Genomic DNA, 18,294 nt, shown 5'->3' with positions numbered 1-18,294 from the left:
CAGCAGTGAAACGATGCATCGCCGATGGTAGTGTGGGGTTTCCCCATGTGAGAGTAGGTCATCGTCAAGATTAAATTCCAGAACCCCTGTTTGCTTACGCAGACAGGGGTTTTGTTTTGGGCGGTCGGAAAGGGTCAAGTGGCTCTTTGCGACGGACGTCAGTGCTAAGGCCCGGCCTTTCTATGCAATGACCCTGCGCATGGCTATCATGCGTGCCTCATTGTGAGGCGATACTTGCATGCTGACGTTGTTAAAACTTCTGAAAGATGGTCGATTCCACTCCGGGGAAGCGCTGGGCGCTGCCCTGGGCGTCAGTCGCAGTGCTGTATGGAAGCAGCTTCAGCATCTTGAGGCTGAGTTAAACCTGCCCATCCACAAAGTGCGTGGCAGGGGGTACCAGTTGGCATCGCCGCTGGTGTTCTTGAATGCCGAAGACATCGCGCTGAAGGCGCCTTCTCTGGCATGGCCCGTCCACATATCCGATTCTATTGACTCCACCAATGCTGAAGCCTTGCGCCTTGTCGATGCGGGTTGCGCGGCACCATTCCTGGTGCTCGCCGAGCAGCAGAGCGCCGGGCGAGGTCGACGGGGGCGCAAGTGGGTCAGCCCGTTCGCTCAGAATGTGTATTACAGCCTCGTGCTGCGCATCGAGGGCGGTCTGCGGCAGCTAGAGGGGTTGAGCCTGGTTGTGGGGCTTGCGGTCATGCAGGCCTTGCGCGAGTCGGGCGTGCAAGGAGCCGCCTTGAAATGGCCAAACGATGTCTTGGTGGGGCAGAAGAAAATTGCCGGTATCCTGCTGGAGTTGGTCGGCGATCCTGCTGATATCTGCCACGTTGTGCTCGGGATCGGCATCAACGTAAATATGCAGAAAGTCGCGGCAATCGATCAGCAGTGGACGTCGGTGCAGCTTGAAACGGGCTCTCCCGTAGATCGCAATCTACTGGTGGCGCGGCTGGGGCTGCAGTTGCAACGTTACTTGGAGCGACACGCCGCCTCCGGCTTTGCGGCGCTTCAGGAGGAGTGGGAGCAGAATCACTTGTGGCAGGGCAGGGCGGTGTCCCTCATTGCTGGAGTCAATCAGGTTGACGGGGTGGTTCTGGGGGTCGACCGCCAGGGTGCGTTGCGTTTGAGCGTCGATGGTGTTGAAAAAATATACAGCGGTGGTGAGCTAAGCCTGAGGTTGCGTGATGATTCTTGAGCTCGACTGTGGGAATAGCTTTATCAAATGGCGCGTACTTGAATCGGATCAGGCGAAAGCTTGCGCCGAAGGTGTTGTGGGGTCGGACCTCGCATTGATTGAAAGCCTGGCAGCGCTACCAGGCCTGTCGTTGGCGCGTTGCCGATTGGTGAGTGTTCGGGCTTCAGAAGAGACCAATAAGCTGGTCGAGGCTTTGCAAGGGGCTTTCGGTGTTGTCGTCTCCTGTGCTGTCCCTGCGCGAGAGATGGCTGGCGTGCGCAATGGCTACCAAGACTTCGAACGCCTTGGTCTTGATCGCTGGCTGGCGATGCTGGGCGGCTTCAAGTTGGCTCCGGGCGCGTGCCTGGTACTCGATTTTGGTACCGCAGCCACCGCCGATTTCATCGCGGCAGACGGCCAGCACCTGGGCGGCTTCATTTGCCCCGGCATGCCGTTGATGCGCAACCAGTTGCGCACGCACACCCGCAAGATACGCTACGACGACGCGGCGGCTGAGCGTGCCCTGGAGCGGCTCTCCCCCGGGCGCACGACCGCGGAGGCTGTCGAGCGTGGTTGTACGCTGATGCTCAGGGGCTTCGTGTTGACCCAGCTCGAGTTGGCCCGCAGCTACTGGGGTGATGATTTCACCGTATTCCTGACGGGTGGGGATGCTGATCTGGTCTCGGACGCCGTGCCGCAGGCGCGGTTGGTCCCGGACCTGGTTTTCGTTGGTCTGGCCATGGCGTGTCCATTGTCCTGAGGTGTTTATGCGTTGGCTGTTTTTACTTTTACTCGTTCTTAATGCCTTCTATTACGTTTGGCATCAGCAAGAGGCGCCGTTGCGCGCCAAGGATGTCACGCCCCTGAGTCTGTATCGTGGCCCTCAGCAGGATATTCGGCTGCTAAGCGAGTCCTCGGACTCGGTGTCCCGGCGTGACCGAGCAAAAGCGCCCGAGGCGCAGAATACCTGCTTATACATCGGCGGCTTTGCCGACCAGCGCCAGGCGCAGTCGCTTGAGCAGCGCCTCACAAGCCTGGATATAAAGGTCAAGGTTCAACTGTTGAGCACGCCTGAGGCGTCCGGTTACTGGCTTCGTGTGGCCCCTGAAAGCCGGCGTCTGGCGGAGGATCTGCCGTTTGAAAACCTTGCTAAGGAATTCAATGAGTTAAAACATAAAATAATGCTGTGCGAAGGCATTGCAACTCTCGAATAGTTTGCATAGAATGGCGCCCGCTTCGCAGTGAAGACCTTTAAGGCCTACAGTGTGAAGCGAAGGTCAACGCAGCTAACCTCATATTTTTAATGAGAAAATGCTTGACAGAAGGCTGGCATGATGTAGAATGCCGGCTCGCTTAGGAGGGGTTCCCGAGCGGCCAAAGGGATCAGACTGTAAATCTGACGTCTACGACTTCGAAGGTTCGAATCCTTCCCCCTCCACCATTTTTAGCGTGAGCTGCAAGCTCCGCGGGTATAGTTTAGTGGTAGAACCTCAGCCTTCCAAGCTGATGATGCGGGTTCGATTCCCGCTACCCGCTCCAAGTTTGCAGGTTGTGCAGCGTGTTTTGCTCTTGTAGCTCAGTTGGTAGAGCACACCCTTGGTAAGGGTGAGGTCAGCGGTTCAAATCCGCTCAAGAGCTCCATATAACAAGGCAGATATGAAAATATCTGCCTTTGTTTTAACGGCTATCTCGGCTTGATTCTGTTGTAACGGGCGTTTTCGCCGGTTGGTTTCAAGTCTCTAGGGGTTGGCTGTTGTAAAGTCTTTTTCAGGCCTGCATAATGGTCGGCCTGATTTTGTTTTAGGTCAGTAGCTCAATTGGCAGAGCGACGGTCTCCAAAACCGTAGGTTGGGGGTTCGATTCCCTCCTGACCTGCCAGATTCACGTGGTGTATCTGGCTTTCTTTTCACAGGATCTTCATAGATGACTCCTAAGGCTGAAGCTCAAAGCTCTCGTTTCGATCTGGTCAAGTGGCTCGCTGTAGTCGCATTGGTGGTCGTAGGCGTTGTTGGCAATCAGTACTATTCTGCTTCGCCGATCCTGTACCGCGTACTCGCTTTGCTCGCCCTCGCTGCTGTAGCTGCCTTTGTAGGCCTGCAGACTGCCAAAGGCAAGTCTTTCGCGGTCCTGGTAAAGGAAGCTCGCACCGAAATTCGTAAAGTCGTTTGGCCGACTCGCCAAGAAACCACGCAGACCACGTTGATTGTTGTGGCTGTTGTTTTGGTTATGGCGTTGCTGTTGTGGGGGCTTGATTCCCTGCTCGGCTGGCTTGTTTCCTTGATTGTTGGCTAAGGGTGTCCCGTGGCTAAGCGTTGGTACGTTGTGCATGCTTACTCGGGTTACGAGAAGCATGTTATGCGCTCTTTGCTGGAGCGCGTAAAGCTGGCAGGCATGGAAGATGGCTTCGGCGAAATTCTGGTTCCCACTGAAGAAGTGGTTGAAATGCGGAATGGGCAGAAGCGCAAGAGTGAACGCAAGTTCTTCCCAGGCTACGTGCTGGTTCAGATGGACATGAATGAAGGTACTTGGCACTTGGTCAAGGATACCCCTCGTGTCATGGGCTTCATTGGCGGTACTGCCGATAAGCCTGCTCCGATCACCGACAAAGAAGCAGAAGCGATTCTGCGTCGTGTTGCTGACGGTAGCGACAAGCCTAAGCCGAAGACGTTGTTCGAGCCAGGTGAGGTTGTTCGTGTCACCGATGGTCCGTTTGCTGATTTCAACGGCACCGTCGAAGAAGTTAACTACGAAAAGAGCCGGATCCAAGTGGCAGTGCTCATTTTCGGACGCTCTACTCCGGTAGAGTTGGAGTTCAGTCAGGTCGAAAAGGTCTAACTGAGCAAGCATCCCAACCCCGCAGCCTAGGCTGTGGGGTTTTGTCGTCACTGGGATAAACGCGCAAGTAACCGGGGAGCCTTTCGAGGCGTTCGAACCCGTAATTGGAGTGCCTCATGGCCAAGAAGATTACCGCTTACATCAAGCTGCAAGTGAAGGCCGCTCAGGCCAACCCTAGCCCACCCGTCGGTCCAGCTCTGGGTCAGCACGGCGTGAACATCATGGAATTCTGCAAGGCCTTCAACGCCCGTACTCAGGGTCTTGAGCCAGGTCTGCCGACTCCAGTGATCATCACTGTATACAGCGACCGTAGCTTCACCTTCGAAACCAAGTCGACCCCGGCTTCGGTTCTGTTGAAGAAAGCTGCTGGTCTGACTAGCGGTTCCGCTCGTCCTAACACCGTTAAGGTTGGCACCGTGACTCGTGCTCAGCTGGAAGAAATCGCGAAAACCAAAAACGCGGATCTGACTGCAGCTGATATGGATGCAGCCGTGCGTACCATCGCCGGTTCTGCTCGTAGCATGGGCCTTAACGTGGAGGGTGTGTAATGGCTAAGCTGACCAAGCGCCAAAAGGCTATCGCCGGCAAAATCGAAGCAGGCAAGGCCTACAACTTTGTAGACGCTGCTGCCCTGCTGACCGAGCTGTCGACTGTCAAGTTCAGCGAGTCGGTTGACGTTGCTGTGAACCTGGGTGTTGACCCACGTAAATCCGACCAGGTCGTTCGTAGCGCTACTGTGCTGCCACACGGTACTGGCAAGACTGTACGTGTTGCTGTCTTCACCCAAGGTCCAGCAGCTGAAGCTGCTCTGGCCGCCGGCGCCGATCGCGTTGGCATGGACGACCTGGCTGCCGAAATGAAAGGCGGCGACCTGAACTATGACGTCGTTATTGCTTCCCCGGATGCAATGCGCGTTGTAGGTCAGTTGGGTCAGATCCTTGGTCCACGTGGCCTGATGCCTAACCCAAAAGTCGGCACCGTAACCCCAGACGTCGCTACCGCGGTTAAAAACGCCAAGGCTGGTCAGGTTCGTTATCGCACCGACAAAAACGGCATCATTCACACTTCCGTTGGCAAAGTCGGCTTCGATGCCGTCAAGCTGAAGGAAAACGTTGAAGCCCTGATCGCTGATCTGAAGCGTATCAAACCAGCTTCCTCGAAAGGCATCTACGTCAAGCGCGTTACCCTGAGCACCACTATGGGCCCAGGTCTGGTCATCGACCAAGGCTCGCTGGACGTATAAGACACAAGTTGGCGTGAGCGATCGCGCCAATTGAAAAAATTGGGGTCCCTGCCTGGCGGGGGCTATCCAAGACCGTAGGCGACGCAAGTCTTAAACCTCAAGCCTACGCAGATGGTGCTCCCGGTTCCTTACCGAATCAGACACCAAAACGACATCCGGCTTCGGCCAGATGAAACGGTAACAAGCAGGAGTTAAACCCGTGGCAATTAATCTCGAAGACAAGAAGGCCATCGTCGCTGAAGTCAACGAGGCTGCCAAAGCTGCTCTGTCCGCTGTCGTGGCTGATGCCCGTGGTGTGACAGTAGGCGCTATGACCGGACTCCGTAAAGAGGCTCGTGAAGCTGGCGTATACGTACGTGTTGTACGTAACACCCTGCTCAAGCGCGCTGTTGCTGACACTGAATACAGTGTCCTCAACGACGTGTTCACCGGCCCGACTCTGATCGCGTTCTCCAAAGAACATCCAGGCGCTGCTGCCCGTTTGTTCAAAGAGTTCGCCAAGAGTCAGGACAAGTTCGAGATCAAGGCAGCTGCGTTCGAGGGCAAGTTCCTCGCAGCTAACCAAATCGACGTACTGGCAACACTGCCGACCCGTGACGAAGCTATTTCGCAACTGATGAGCGTGATTCAAGGCGCTACCAGCAAGCTGGCTCGTACTCTGGCTGCAGTTCGCGAGCAAAAAGAAGCTGCCGCAGCCTAAGGCTGAGCATTTTCTCTCGCGTATTTTTGTTTATTTCGATGGCCGCGTAGGCCGTCCCCCAATTCAGGAAATACAGTAATGTCTATCTCCCAAGAAGATATCCTCAACGCCGTAGCTGAAATGTCGGTTCTGCAGGTTGTTGAGCTGATCAAAGCTTTCGAAGAAAAATTCGGCGTTTCCGCTGCCGCTGCTTCCGCTGGCCCAGCCGCTGTTGCTGCTGTTGCTGAAGAGCAAACCGAATTCAACGTCATGCTGCTGGAAGCTGGCGAGAAGAAAGTAAACGTGATCAAGGCAGTTCGTGAACTGACCGGTCTGGGCCTGAAAGAAGCCAAGGCTGTAGTTGACGGCGCTCCTGCCATGGTTCTGGAAGCTGTTGCCAAAGACGCAGCTGACAAAGCCAAAGCAACTCTGGAAGAAGCAGGCGCTAAAGTCGAGCTGAAGTAAGCATCGACCTTGCGTCTCCAGCCCAAGCGTTAAGCTGAAGGCTGATGGCTGGTGGCTCTTGCCACCGGCCTTTTTCCGTTCTTGGCTGTCGACTCGGTCGCCGCCATTAACGTGCTGTAGCCACCCGGTGCGGTGGTGCAAACCAAGGGGTTTGCAAGATTTTCTGGCTGCTCCCGTCGGGAGGGCCAAACAAGCAGGTGACCAAGCTGGGGAACGCTGATGGCTTACTCATATACTGAGAAAAAACGTATCCGCAAGGACTTTAGCAAGTTGCCGGACGTCATGGATGTCCCGTACCTTCTGGCTATCCAGCTGGATTCGTATCGTGAATTCTTGCAGGCGGGAGCGACCAAAGATCAGTTCCGCGACGTGGGCCTGCATGCGGCCTTCAAATCCGTTTTCCCGATCATCAGCTACTCCGGCAATGCTGCGCTGGAGTACGTCGGTTATCGCCTGGGCGAACCGGCATTTGATGTCAAAGAATGCGTGTTGCGCGGTGTTACGTACGCCGTACCTTTGCGGGTAAAAGTCCGTCTGATCATTTTCGACAAAGAATCGTCGAACAAAGCGATCAAGGACATCAAAGAGCAAGAAGTCTACATGGGCGAAATCCCATTGATGACTGAAAACGGTACCTTCGTTATCAACGGTACCGAGCGTGTTATCGTTTCCCAGCTGCACCGTTCCCCGGGCGTGTTCTTCGACCACGACCGCGGCAAGACGCACAGCTCCGGTAAGCTCCTGTACTCCGCGCGGATCATTCCGTACCGTGGTTCGTGGTTGGACTTCGAGTTCGACCCGAAAGACTGCGTGTTCGTGCGTATCGACCGTCGTCGCAAGCTGCCGGCCTCGGTACTGCTGCGCGCGCTCGGCTATACCACTGAGCAAGTGCTTGATGCTTTCTACACCACCAACGTGTTCAGCCTGAAGGACGAAACCCTCAGCCTGGAACTGATCGCTTCGCGTCTGCGTGGTGAAATTGCTGTCCTGGATATCCAGGACGAAAATGGCAAGGTCATCGTTGAAGCTGGCCGCCGTATCACTGCGCGCCACATCAACCAGATCGAAAAAGCCGGTATCAAGTCGCTGGAAGTGCCTCTGGACTACGTCCTGGGTCGCACGACCGCCAAGGTCATCGTTCACCCGGCCACAGGCGAAATCCTGGCTGAGTGCAACACCGAGCTGAACACCGAGATCCTGGCAAAAATCGCCAAGGCCCAGGTTGTTCGCATCGAGACCTTGTACACCAACGATATCGACTGCGGTCCGTTCGTCTCCGACACCTTGAAGATCGACTCCACCAGCAACCAATTGGAAGCGCTGGTCGAGATCTATCGCATGATGCGTCCTGGCGAGCCACCGACCAAAGACGCTGCCGAAACCCTGTTCAACAACCTGTTCTTCAGCCCTGAGCGCTATGACCTGTCTGCGGTCGGCCGGATGAAGTTCAACCGTCGTATCGGTCGTACCGAGATCGAAGGTTCGGGCGTGCTGTGCAAGGAAGACATTGTTGCGGTCCTGAAGACCCTGGTCGACATCCGTAACGGCAAAGGCATCGTCGATGACATCGACCACCTGGGTAACCGTCGTGTTCGCTGCGTAGGCGAAATGGCCGAGAACCAGTTCCGCGTTGGCCTGGTACGTGTTGAGCGTGCGGTCAAAGAGCGTCTGTCGATGGCTGAAAGCGAAGGCCTGATGCCGCAAGACCTGATCAACGCCAAGCCAGTGGCTGCGGCGGTGAAAGAGTTCTTCGGTTCCAGCCAGCTCTCGCAGTTCATGGACCAGAACAACCCGCTCTCCGAGATCACCCACAAGCGCCGTGTATCTGCACTGGGCCCGGGCGGTCTGACCCGTGAGCGTGCTGGCTTCGAAGTCCGTGACGTACACCCGACGCACTACGGTCGTGTTTGCCCGATCGAAACGCCGGAAGGTCCGAACATCGGTCTGATCAACTCCCTGGCCGCCTATGCGCGCACCAACCAGTACGGCTTCCTTGAGAGCCCGTACCGTGTGGTGAAAGACGCTCTGGTCACCGACGAGATCGTATTCCTGTCCGCCATCGAAGAAGCCGATCACGTGATCGCTCAGGCTTCGGCCACGATGAACGAGAAGAAGGTCCTGGTCGACGAGCTGGTAGCTGTTCGTCACTTGAACGAGTTCACCGTCAAGGCGCCGGAAGACGTCACCTTGATGGACGTATCGCCCAAGCAGGTAGTTTCGGTCGCCGCGTCGCTGATCCCGTTCCTGGAACACGATGACGCCAACCGTGCGTTGATGGGTTCCAACATGCAGCGTCAAGCTGTACCGACCCTGCGTGCTGACAAGCCGCTGGTAGGTACCGGCATGGAGCGTAACGTAGCCCGTGACTCCGGCGTTTGCGTCGTGGCTCGTCGTGGCGGCGTGATCGACTCCGTTGATGCCAGCCGTATCGTGGTGCGTGTTGCCGATGACGAAGTTGAAACTGGCGAAGCCGGTGTCGACATCTACAACCTGACCAAATACACCCGCTCGAACCAGAACACCTGCATCAACCAGCGTCCGCTGGTGCGTAAGGGTGATCGCGTTCAGCGCAGCGACATCATGGCTGACGGCCCGTCCACCGACATGGGTGAACTGGCGCTGGGCCAGAACATGCGTATCGCGTTCATGGCATGGAACGGCTTCAACTTCGAAGACTCCATCTGCCTGTCCGAGCGTGTGGTTCAAGAAGACCGCTTCACCACGATCCACATCCAGGAACTGACCTGTGTGGCGCGTGATACCAAGCTTGGGCCAGAGGAAATCACTGCAGACATCCCGAACGTGGGTGAAGCTGCACTGAACAAGCTGGACGAAGCCGGTATCGTTTATGTAGGTGCTGAAGTTGGCGCAGGCGACATCCTGGTCGGTAAGGTCACTCCGAAAGGCGAGACCCAACTGACTCCGGAAGAGAAGCTGTTGCGTGCCATCTTCGGTGAAAAAGCCAGCGACGTTAAAGACACCTCCCTGCGCGTACCGACCGGTACCAAAGGTACTGTCATCGACGTACAGGTCTTCACCCGCGACGGCGTTGAGCGTGATGCTCGTGCACTGTCCATCGAGAAGACCCAGCTCGACGAGATCCGCAAGGACCTGAACGAAGAGTTCCGGATCGTTGAAGGCGCGACCTTCGAACGTCTGCGTTCCGCTCTGGTAGGCCACAAGGCCGAAGGCGGCGCGGGCCTGAAGAAAGGTCAGGACATCACCGACGAAGTCCTCGACGGTCTTGAGCACGGCCAGTGGTTCAAACTGCGCATGGCTGAAGACGCTCTGAACGAGCAGCTCGAGAAGGCCCAGGCCTACATCGTCGATCGCCGCCGTCTGCTGGACGACAAGTTCGAAGACAAGAAGCGCAAACTGCAGCAGGGCGATGACCTGGCTCCAGGCGTGCTGAAAATCGTCAAGGTTTACCTGGCAATCCGTCGCCGCATCCAACCGGGCGACAAGATGGCCGGTCGTCACGGTAACAAGGGTGTGGTCTCCGTGATCATGCCGGTTGAAGACATGCCGCACGATGCCAATGGCACCCCGGTCGACGTCGTCCTCAACCCGTTGGGCGTACCTTCGCGTATGAACGTTGGTCAGATCCTCGAAACCCACCTGGGCCTCGCGGCCAAAGGTCTGGGCGAGAAGATCAACCGTATGATCGAAGAGCAGCGCAAGGTTGCTGACCTGCGCAAGTTCCTGCACGAGATCTACAACGAGATCGGCGGCCGCAAAGAAGAGCTGGATACCTTCTCCGACCAGGAAATCCTGGATCTGGCGAAGAACCTGCGCGGCGGCGTTCCAATGGCTACCCCGGTGTTCGACGGTGCCAAGGAAAGCGAAATCAAGGCCATGCTGAAACTGGCAGACCTGCCCGAAAGCGGCCAGATGCAGCTGTTCGACGGCCGCACCGGCAACAAGTTCGAGCGCCCGGTTACTGTTGGCTACATGTACATGCTGAAGCTGAACCACTTGGTAGACGACAAGATGCACGCTCGTTCTACCGGTTCGTACAGCCTGGTTACCCAGCAGCCGCTGGGTGGTAAGGCTCAGTTCGGTGGTCAGCGTTTCGGGGAGATGGAGGTCTGGGCACTGGAAGCATACGGTGCTGCTTACACTCTGCAAGAAATGCTCACAGTGAAGTCGGACGATGTGAACGGTCGGACCAAGATGTACAAAAACATCGTGGACGGCGATCACCGTATGGAGCCGGGCATGCCCGAGTCCTTCAACGTGTTGATCAAAGAAATTCGTTCCCTCGGCATCGATATCGATCTGGAAACCGAATAACACGTGACGCGAATCGAGAGCGGGGCTATTTGGCCCGCTCTCTGCTCCGCCAGGAGGAAAGGCCTTGAAAGACCTACTGAATTTGCTGAAAAACCAGGGTCAAGTCGAAGAGTTCGACGCCATCCGTATTGGACTGGCATCGCCTGAGATGATCCGTTCGTGGTCGTTCGGTGAAGTTAAAAAGCCGGAAACCATCAACTACCGTACGTTCAAACCCGAGCGTGACGGCCTGTTCTGCGCCAAGATCTTTGGCCCGGTAAAGGATTACGAGTGCCTGTGCGGTAAGTACAAGCGCTTGAAGCACCGTGGTGTGATCTGCGAGAAGTGCGGCGTTGAAGTTGCACTGGCCAAGGTTCGTCGTGAGCGCATGGCGCACATCGAACTGGCTTCGCCGGTTGCCCACATCTGGTTCCTGAAATCGCTGCCGTCCCGTATCGGCTTGCTGATGGACATGACCCTGCGTGATATCGAACGCGTTCTCTACTTCGAGAGCTATGTCGTTATCGATCCAGGCATGACCACCCTTGAAAAAGGTCAGCTGCTGAACGACGAGCAGTACTTCGAAGCGCTGGAAGAGTTCGGCGACGATTTCGATGCCCGCATGGGTGCCGAAGCTGTCCGCGAACTGCTGCACGCTATCGACCTGGAACACGAGATTGGCCGTCTGCGTGAAGAAATTCCGCAAACCAACTCCGAAACCAAAATCAAGAAGCTGTCCAAGCGTCTGAAGTTGATGGAAGCCTTCCAGGGTTCCGGCAACTTGCCAGAGTGGATGGTGCTGACCGTTCTGCCGGTTCTGCCGCCAGACCTGCGTCCGCTGGTACCGTTGGACGGTGGTCGTTTCGCGACGTCCGACCTCAACGACCTGTACCGCCGCGTGATCAACCGTAACAACCGCTTGAAGCGCCTGCTCGATCTGTCCGCTCCGGACATCATCGTGCGCAACGAAAAGCGTATGTTGCAAGAAGCCGTCGATGCCCTGCTCGACAACGGTCGTCGTGGCCGCGCTATCACCGGTTCGAACAAGCGTCCTCTGAAATCCCTGGCTGACATGATCAAGGGTAAGCAAGGTCGTTTCCGTCAGAACTTGCTCGGTAAGCGTGTTGACTACTCCGGTCGTTCGGTAATTACCGTAGGCCCGACCCTGCGTCTGCACCAGTGCGGTCTGCCTAAGAAGATGGCCCTTGAGCTGTTCAAGCCGTTCATCTTCGGCAAGCTGGAAATGCGCGGTCTCGCGACCACGATCAAAGCGGCCAAGAAAATGGTCGAGCGCGAACTGCCAGAGGTTTGGGACGTTCTCGCTGAAGTGATCCGCGAACACCCGGTTCTCCTCAACCGTGCACCGACCCTTCACCGTCTGGGTATCCAGGCGTTTGAACCGGTACTGATCGAAGGTAAGGCTATCCAGCTGCACCCTCTGGTCTGTGCTGCGTACAACGCCGACTTCGACGGCGACCAAATGGCCGTGCACGTACCGCTGACACTGGAAGCCCAGTTGGAAGCGCGTGCGTTGATGATGTCGACCAACAACATCCTGTCGCCAGCTAACGGTGAGCCAATCATCGTTCCGTCGCAGGACGTTGTATTGGGTCTGTACTACATGACCCGTGAAGCGATCAACGCCAAGGGCGAAGGTCGTGTGTTCGCTGACCTGCAGGAAGTTGACCGTGTGTTCCGTGCCGGCGAAGCCGCACTGCACGCCAAGGTCAAAGTGCGGATTCACGAAACCGTGAACGACCGTGACGGCGGCAGCGTGAGCAATGTCCGTATCGTCGACACCACTGTCGGCCGTGCGCTGTTGTACCAGGTTGTGCCAAAAGGTTTGTCTTACGACGTCGTCAACCTGCCGATGAAGAAAAAGGCGATCTCCAAGCTGATCAACCAGTGCTACCGCGTGGTTGGTCTGAAAGAGACCGTGATCTTCGCTGACCAGTTGATGTACACCGGTTTTGCCTATTCGACCATTTCCGGCGTTTCCATCGGTGTTAACGACTTCGTTATCCCGGATGAAAAAGCCCGCATCATCAGTGCTGCCACCGATGAAGTGAAAGAGATCGAAAGCCAGTACGCCTCCGGCCTGGTAACCCAGGGCGAGAAGTACAACAAAGTGATCGACCTTTGGTCCAAGGCCAACGATGAAGTGTCGAAGGCGATGATGGCTAACCTCTCGAAAGAGAAGGTTATCGACCGTCATGGCGTAGAAGTCGATCAAGAGTCTTTCAACTCGATGTACATGATGGCCGACTCGGGCGCACGGGGTTCTGCTGCGCAGATCCGTCAGCTCGCCGGTATGCGTGGCCTGATGGCCAAGCCGGACGGTTCCATCATCGAAACGCCGATTACTGCGAACTTCCGTGAAGGTTTGAGCGTACTTCAGTACTTCATCTCTACTCACGGTGCTCGTAAAGGTCTGGCGGATACCGCGTTGAAAACCGCTAACTCCGGTTACCTGACTCGTCGTCTGGTAGACGTTGCACAAGATCTGGTTGTAACCGAGATCGATTGCGGCACCGAGCACGGCCTGCTGATGACACCGCACATTGAAGGCGGTGACGTTGTAGAGCCGCTGGGTGAGCGCGTATTGGGCCGTGTTATTGCCCGTGACGTATTCAAGCCGGGTACCGAGGAAATTATCGTTCCTGCCGGCACCCTGGTTGACGAGAAGTGGGTCGAGTTCATCGAACTCAACAGCATCGACGAAGTGATCGTTCGCTCGCCGATCAGCTGCGAAACCCGCTTCGGCATTTGCGCCAAGTGCTATGGCCGTGACTTGGCTCGTGGTCACCAGGTGAACATCGGTGAAGCGGTCGGCGTTATCGCTGCCCAGTCCATCGGTGAGCCGGGTACCCAGCTGACCATGCGTACATTCCACATCGGTGGTGCGGCAAGCCGGACCTCCGCAGCCGACAGCGTTCAGGTGAAGAATGGCGGTACCGTCCGCCTGCACAACCTCAAGCACGTTGAGCGAGTGGATGGTTGCCTGGTTGCGGTGTCCCGTTCCGGTGAGCTGGCAATCGCTGATGACTACGGTCGTGAGCGTGAGCGCTACAAGCTGCCGTATGGTGCTGTGATTTCGGTTAAAGAAGGTGACAAGGTCGACGCTGGCGCAATCGTGGCCAAGTGGGATCCGCACACTCACCCAATCGTTACCGAAATGAAAGGTACCGTGACCTACGTGGGCATGGAAGAAGGCATCACGATCAAGCGTCAGACTGACGAATTGACCGGTATGACCAACATTGAAGTCCTCGACGCGAAAGATCGTCCAGCTGCCGGTAAAGACATCCGTCCTGCCGTGAAGATGGTCGATGACAACGGCAAGGATCTGTTGCTGCCAGGCACTGACGTAATCGCTCAGTACTTCCTGCCAGCCAACGCCCTGGTCGGTGTAGCGGATGGTGCGAAGATCGCGATCGGTGACGTTATCGCGCGTATCCCGCAAGAGACTTCGAAGACCCGTGACATCACCGGTGGTCTGCCGCGTGTTGCCGACTTGTTCGAAGCTCGTCGTCCGAAAGAAGCGTCGATCCTGGCTGAAGTCAGCGGCACCATCGCGTTCGGTAAAGAGACCAAGGGCAAGCGCCGTCTGGTCATTACCCCGAACGACGGTAGCGATCCGTATGAAGAGCTGATTCCGAAGTGGCGTCACCTGAACGTGTTCGAAGGCGAACAGGTAAACCGCGGCGAAGTTATCTCCGACGGTCCGAGCGATCCACACGACATCCTGCGTCTGCTGGGTGTGAGTGCGCTGGCCAAGTACATCGTTAACGAGATCCAGGACGTTTACCGTCTGCAAGGCGTGAAGATCAACGATAAGCACATCGAGACCATCCTGCGTCAGATGCTGCGTAAAGTTGAAATCGCTGAATCCGGCGATTCCAGTTTCATCAAGGGCGACCAGATGGAACTGACTCACGTACTGGTAGAAAACGAACGTCTGGCAGCCGACGAGAAATTTGTTTCCAAATTTACTCGTGTACTGCTGGGTATCACCAAGGCGTCGTTGTCCACTGAGTCGTTCATCTCGGCGGCCTCCTTCCAGGAGACCACTCGCGTACTGACCGAAGCAGCGGTAACCGGCAAGCGCGATTACCTGCGCGGCCTGAAAGAAAACGTGGTTGTGGGTCGTCTGATCCCAGCCGGTACCGGTTTGGCTTACCACAGCGAGCGCAAGCGCCGCCGTGATGCTGACAAGCCGTTGCGCGTAAGCGCCAGTGAAGTGGAAGCTGCACTGACCGAAGCGCTGAACTCAAGCGGTAACTGAGTTCTGCGATAAATAAGTCTGGGCCCTGGCAGCCCCCATTCGTCGGATCGAGGCAGTTTTGCCCCGGTTCGTTGAGAGGGGAGGTCGGGGCCTTGCCTTGACTGGGGGCAAGATCCTCTTTAGACTCTTGTACCCCTAAATTTGGCGGGAATTCGTTCCTGCCATTTTGCTTTTCTTGCAAGACAATAGCGTCGCAAGACAACAGTGGAGCTAGTAGATGGCAACTATCAACCAGCTGGTACGTCAGCCGCGTAAGCGTATCGTCGAGAAATCCGACGTACCTGCGCTGCAGAACTGCCCGCAACGTCGTGGCGTATGCACTCGCGTGTATACCACTACGCCGAAAAAACCTAACTCGGCACTGCGTAAAGTATGCCGTGTGCGTCTGACCAACGGTTTCGAGGTTTCCTCGTACATCGGCGGTGAAGGCCACAACCTGCAAGAGCACAGCGTGGTACTGATCCGCGGCGGTCGTGTAAAAGACTTGCCAGGTGTTCGTTACCACACCGTACGCGGCTCCTTGGATACTTCCGGCGTTAAAGGTCGTAACCAGGGTCGTTCGAAGTACGGTACCAAGAAGCCTAAGTAGTAGCGGCTTTTTGTAAAACTGAATCATCTTATTTTCTGAGTCGATAAGAGTAAGGTCGGAGGCGTCCCGAAAGGGCACCGATTCCGAGCGAACCTGAAGACCGTTTGAGGGCTTATCCATGCCAAGAAGACGCGTAGCAGCCAAGCGCGAAGTGCTTGACGATCCAAAATACGGAAGCCAAATCCTGGCCAAGTTCATGAACCACGTGATGGAAAGCGGCAAGAAAGCCGTTGCCGAGCGTATCGTTTATGGCGCGCTGGAAAAGGTTAAAGAACGCAAGAACAGCGACCCCCTGGAAATCTTCGAGAAAGCTCTCGACGCCATCGCTCCGCTGGTCGAAGTGAAGTCGCGCCGTGTAGGCGGTGCTACTTACCAGGTTCCGGTTGAAGTTCGTCCGTCCCGTCGTAACGCCCTGGCAATGCGCTGGTTGGTAGACTTCGCCCGTAAGCGTGGCGAGAAGTCTATGGCTCTGCGTTTGGCTGGCGAACTGTTGGACGCTGCTGAAGGTAAAGGCGCTGCTGTTAAGAAGCGTGAAGACGTGCACCGTATGGCTGAAGCTAACAAGGCTTTCTCGCACTACCGCTTCTAAATCCAGCGTCACTCAATTTGCGAGGGCTTTATGGCTCGTACTACACCGATTAATCGCTACCGTAACATTGGTATCGTTGCTCACGTGGATGCTGGTAAAACCACCACCACCGAGCGCGTCCTTTTTTACACCGGCAAAAGTCACAAGATGGGCGAGGTGCATGACGGCGCCGCGACCACAGACTGGATGGTTCAGGAGCAGGAGCGTGGTATTACCATTACTTCTGCTGCTATTACCGCCTTCTGGAAAGGTTCCGAGAAGCAGTACAAAGACGAGCACCGCTTCAACGTTATCGATACCCCAGGCCACGTAGACTTCACTATTGAAGTTGAGCGTTCCCTGCGTGTACTCGACGGCGCTGTCGTTGTGTTCTGCGGTACCTCGGGTGTTGAGCCTCAGTCGGAAACCGTATGGCGTCAAGCCAACAAATACGGCGTTCCACGTCTTGTTTACGTAAACAAGATGGACCGTGCTGGTGCCAACTTCCTGCGCGTGATCGGTCAGATCAAGCAGCGTCTGGGTCACACTCCGGTGCCAATTCAATTGGCAATCGGTTCCGAAGATAACTTCCAGGGCCAGATCGATCTGATCGCCATGGAAGCCGTCTACTGGAATGACGCTGACAAAGGTATGGTTCCTGTTCGTAAGCCTATCCCTGCTGAACTGCAGGAGCTGGCTGACGAGTGGCGTAACAACATGGTTGAGGCTGCTGCCGAAGCCAGCGAAGAGCTGATGAACAAGTACCTCGAAGGTGAAGAACTCACCAACGCGGAAATCAAGGCCGCTCTGCGTCAGCGTACTATCGCTGGTGAGATCGTCTTGGCTGTTTGTGGTTCTTCCTTCAAGAACAAGGGTGTTCCCCTGGTTCTCGACGCCGTTATCGACTACCTGCCTGCTCCAACCGACATTCCTGCTATCAAGGGTACCAACCCTGATAACGAGGAAGAAGAGATGGAGCGTCACGCCGATGACAGCGAGCCGTTCTCGGCTCTGGCGTTCAAGATCGCAACCGACCCATTCGTGGGTACCTTGACTTTCGTCCGCGTTTACTCGGGCGTGTTGGCCTCCGGCGACGGCGTGATCAACTCGGTTAAAGGTAAGAAAGAGCGCGTGGGTCGTATGGTGCAAATGCACGCAAACGCCCGTGAAGAGATCAAGGAAGTGCGCGCTGGTGACATCGCGGCCCTGATCGGCATGAAGGACGTCACCACTGGTGAAACTTTGTGCGACGCTGCTAAGCCAATCATCCTGGTTCGCATGGACTTCCCGGAGCCGGTTATTTCGGTTGCCGTAGAGCCTAAGACCAAGGATGACCAGGAAAAAATGGGTATCGCTCTGGGCAAACTTGCTCAGGAAGATCCATCTTTCCGCGTCAAGACTGATGAAGAGACTGGTCAAACGATCATCTCCGGCATGGGCGAGTTGCACCTGGACATCCTGGTTGACCGGATGCGCCGTGAGTTCAACGTCGAAGCCAACATCGGTAAGCCTCAGGTTTCCTATCGTGAGCGCATCACGAAGAACTGTGAAATCGAAGGCAAGTTCGTTCGTCAGTCCGGCGGTCGTGGTCAGTTCGGTCACTGCTGGATCCGTTTTGCTCCTGCTGACGAAGGTCAGGAAGGTCTGCAATTCGTGAACGAAGTAGTAGGTGGTGTTGTTCCTAAGGAATACATCCCTGCTATCCAGAAGGGTATCGAAGAGCAGATGAAGAACGGTGTTGTCGCCGGCTATCCGCTGATCGGCCTGAAAGCAACCGTTTTTGACGGTTCTTACCACGACGTCGACTCCAACGAGATGGCGTTCAAGGTGGCTGCTTCCATGGCAACCAAGCAACTGGCCCAGAAGGGCGGTGGTGAGTTGCTTGAGCCAATCATGGCGGTAGAAGTTGTTACACCTGAAGACTATATGGGTGATGTCATGGGCGACCTTAACCGTCGTCGCGGCATGATCTTGGGTATGGAAGACACGGTTTCCGGCAAAGTGATTCGCGCCGAGGTTCCGTTGGGTGAGATGTTCGGTTATGCGACCGACGTTCGCTCCATGTCCCAGGGTCGCGCAAGCTACTCTATGGAATTCAAAAAATACAACACAGCTCCGGCGCACATCGCTGAAACTGTATCCAAAAAACAAGGCTGATTCAGTCCTTTAGGCAAGGAGTTA

At 56.0% G+C, this 18,294-nt stretch carries 14 protein-coding genes and 4 tRNA genes; all 18 read left to right on the top strand.

What is annotated here, in order from left to right:
- Nucleotides 1-238: 238 nt before the first annotated feature.
- The 18 genes from birA (at nt 239) to fusA (ending at nt 18,270) form a co-directional block, all read left to right on the top strand.
- Nucleotides 239-1,198, top strand: coding sequence for a bifunctional biotin--[acetyl-CoA-carboxylase] ligase/biotin operon repressor BirA (gene birA, locus C8K66_RS18385; protein ID WP_017848794.1), 960 nt, complete (start codon nt 239-241; stop codon nt 1,196-1,198).
- Nucleotides 1,188-1,937: a pantothenate kinase gene (locus C8K66_RS18380; RefSeq protein ID WP_108525571.1), complete on the top strand. Its 750-nt coding sequence runs from the start codon at nt 1,188-1,190 to the stop codon at nt 1,935-1,937. Before birA ends, C8K66_RS18380 begins: the two co-directional genes overlap by 11 nt.
- A gap of 7 nt (nt 1,938-1,944) precedes the next feature.
- Nucleotides 1,945-2,391, top strand: a complete 447-nt coding sequence (locus tag C8K66_RS18375; RefSeq protein ID WP_017848796.1) for a hypothetical protein — start codon at nt 1,945-1,947, stop codon at nt 2,389-2,391.
- A gap of 142 nt (nt 2,392-2,533) precedes the next feature.
- Nucleotides 2,534-2,618, top strand: a tRNA-Tyr gene (locus C8K66_RS18370).
- Between the two features lie 24 nt (nt 2,619-2,642).
- Nucleotides 2,643-2,716: transfer RNA gene (locus C8K66_RS18365), tRNA-Gly, on the top strand.
- Nucleotides 2,717-2,742: 26 nt separating this feature from the next.
- Nucleotides 2,743-2,818, top strand: a tRNA-Thr gene (locus tag C8K66_RS18360).
- 161 nt (nt 2,819-2,979) lie between these two features.
- Nucleotides 2,980-3,055 (top strand) — tRNA-Trp (locus C8K66_RS18355).
- A 45-nt stretch (nt 3,056-3,100) separates the two neighbouring features.
- Nucleotides 3,101-3,469, top strand: coding sequence for a preprotein translocase subunit SecE (gene secE, locus C8K66_RS18350; protein WP_003194658.1), 369 nt, complete (start codon nt 3,101-3,103; stop codon nt 3,467-3,469).
- Nucleotides 3,470-3,478: 9 nt separating this feature from the next.
- Entirely contained in the window at nt 3,479-4,012 is a 534-nt protein-coding gene (gene nusG / locus C8K66_RS18345) for a transcription termination/antitermination protein NusG (RefSeq protein ID WP_003176436.1), read from the top strand.
- A 116-nt stretch (nt 4,013-4,128) separates the two neighbouring features.
- Nucleotides 4,129-4,560, top strand: coding sequence for a 50S ribosomal protein L11 (rplK, locus tag C8K66_RS18340; RefSeq protein WP_003176435.1), 432 nt, complete (start codon nt 4,129-4,131; stop codon nt 4,558-4,560).
- Nucleotides 4,560-5,255 carry a 50S ribosomal protein L1 gene (rplA, locus tag C8K66_RS18335; protein WP_003232403.1) on the top strand — a complete coding sequence of 232 codons (696 nt, stop codon included), beginning with the start codon at nt 4,560-4,562 and terminating at the stop codon, nt 5,253-5,255. The genes rplK and rplA overlap by 1 nt, the downstream gene beginning before the upstream one ends.
- Nucleotides 5,256-5,454: 199 nt before the next feature.
- Nucleotides 5,455-5,955: a 50S ribosomal protein L10 gene (rplJ, locus tag C8K66_RS18330; RefSeq protein WP_016969477.1), complete on the top strand. Its 501-nt coding sequence runs from the start codon at nt 5,455-5,457 to the stop codon at nt 5,953-5,955.
- A gap of 78 nt (nt 5,956-6,033) precedes the next feature.
- The gene (gene rplL, locus C8K66_RS18325) at nt 6,034-6,399 is read left to right on the top strand and encodes a 50S ribosomal protein L7/L12 (RefSeq protein WP_017848797.1); all 366 of its coding nucleotides are present in this window, start codon (nt 6,034-6,036) and stop codon (nt 6,397-6,399) included.
- A 219-nt stretch (nt 6,400-6,618) separates the two neighbouring features.
- Nucleotides 6,619-10,692, top strand: coding sequence for a DNA-directed RNA polymerase subunit beta (gene rpoB, locus C8K66_RS18320; RefSeq protein ID WP_017848798.1), 4,074 nt, complete (start codon nt 6,619-6,621; stop codon nt 10,690-10,692).
- Between the two features lie 64 nt (nt 10,693-10,756).
- Nucleotides 10,757-14,956, top strand: coding sequence for a DNA-directed RNA polymerase subunit beta' (gene rpoC / locus C8K66_RS18315; protein WP_017848799.1), 4,200 nt, complete (start codon nt 10,757-10,759; stop codon nt 14,954-14,956).
- 217 nt (nt 14,957-15,173) lie between these two features.
- Entirely contained in the window at nt 15,174-15,545 is a 372-nt protein-coding gene (gene rpsL / locus C8K66_RS18310) for a 30S ribosomal protein S12 (RefSeq protein WP_002555494.1), read from the top strand.
- 118 nt (nt 15,546-15,663) lie between these two features.
- Nucleotides 15,664-16,134, top strand: a complete 471-nt coding sequence (gene rpsG, locus C8K66_RS18305; RefSeq protein WP_002555493.1) for a 30S ribosomal protein S7 — start codon at nt 15,664-15,666, stop codon at nt 16,132-16,134.
- 30 nt (nt 16,135-16,164) lie between these two features.
- Nucleotides 16,165-18,270 carry an elongation factor G gene (gene fusA / locus C8K66_RS18300; RefSeq protein ID WP_017848800.1) on the top strand — a complete coding sequence of 702 codons (2,106 nt, stop codon included), beginning with the start codon at nt 16,165-16,167 and terminating at the stop codon, nt 18,268-18,270.
- Nucleotides 18,271-18,294: the final 24 nt, after the last annotated feature.

The sequence above is a fragment of the Pseudomonas sp. GV105 genome, from assembly GCF_003058185.1.
In the GTDB taxonomy this organism is placed as follows: domain Bacteria; phylum Pseudomonadota; class Gammaproteobacteria; order Pseudomonadales; family Pseudomonadaceae; genus Aquipseudomonas; species Aquipseudomonas veronii.
This window is presented reverse-complemented; position numbering and strand designations above follow the sequence as displayed.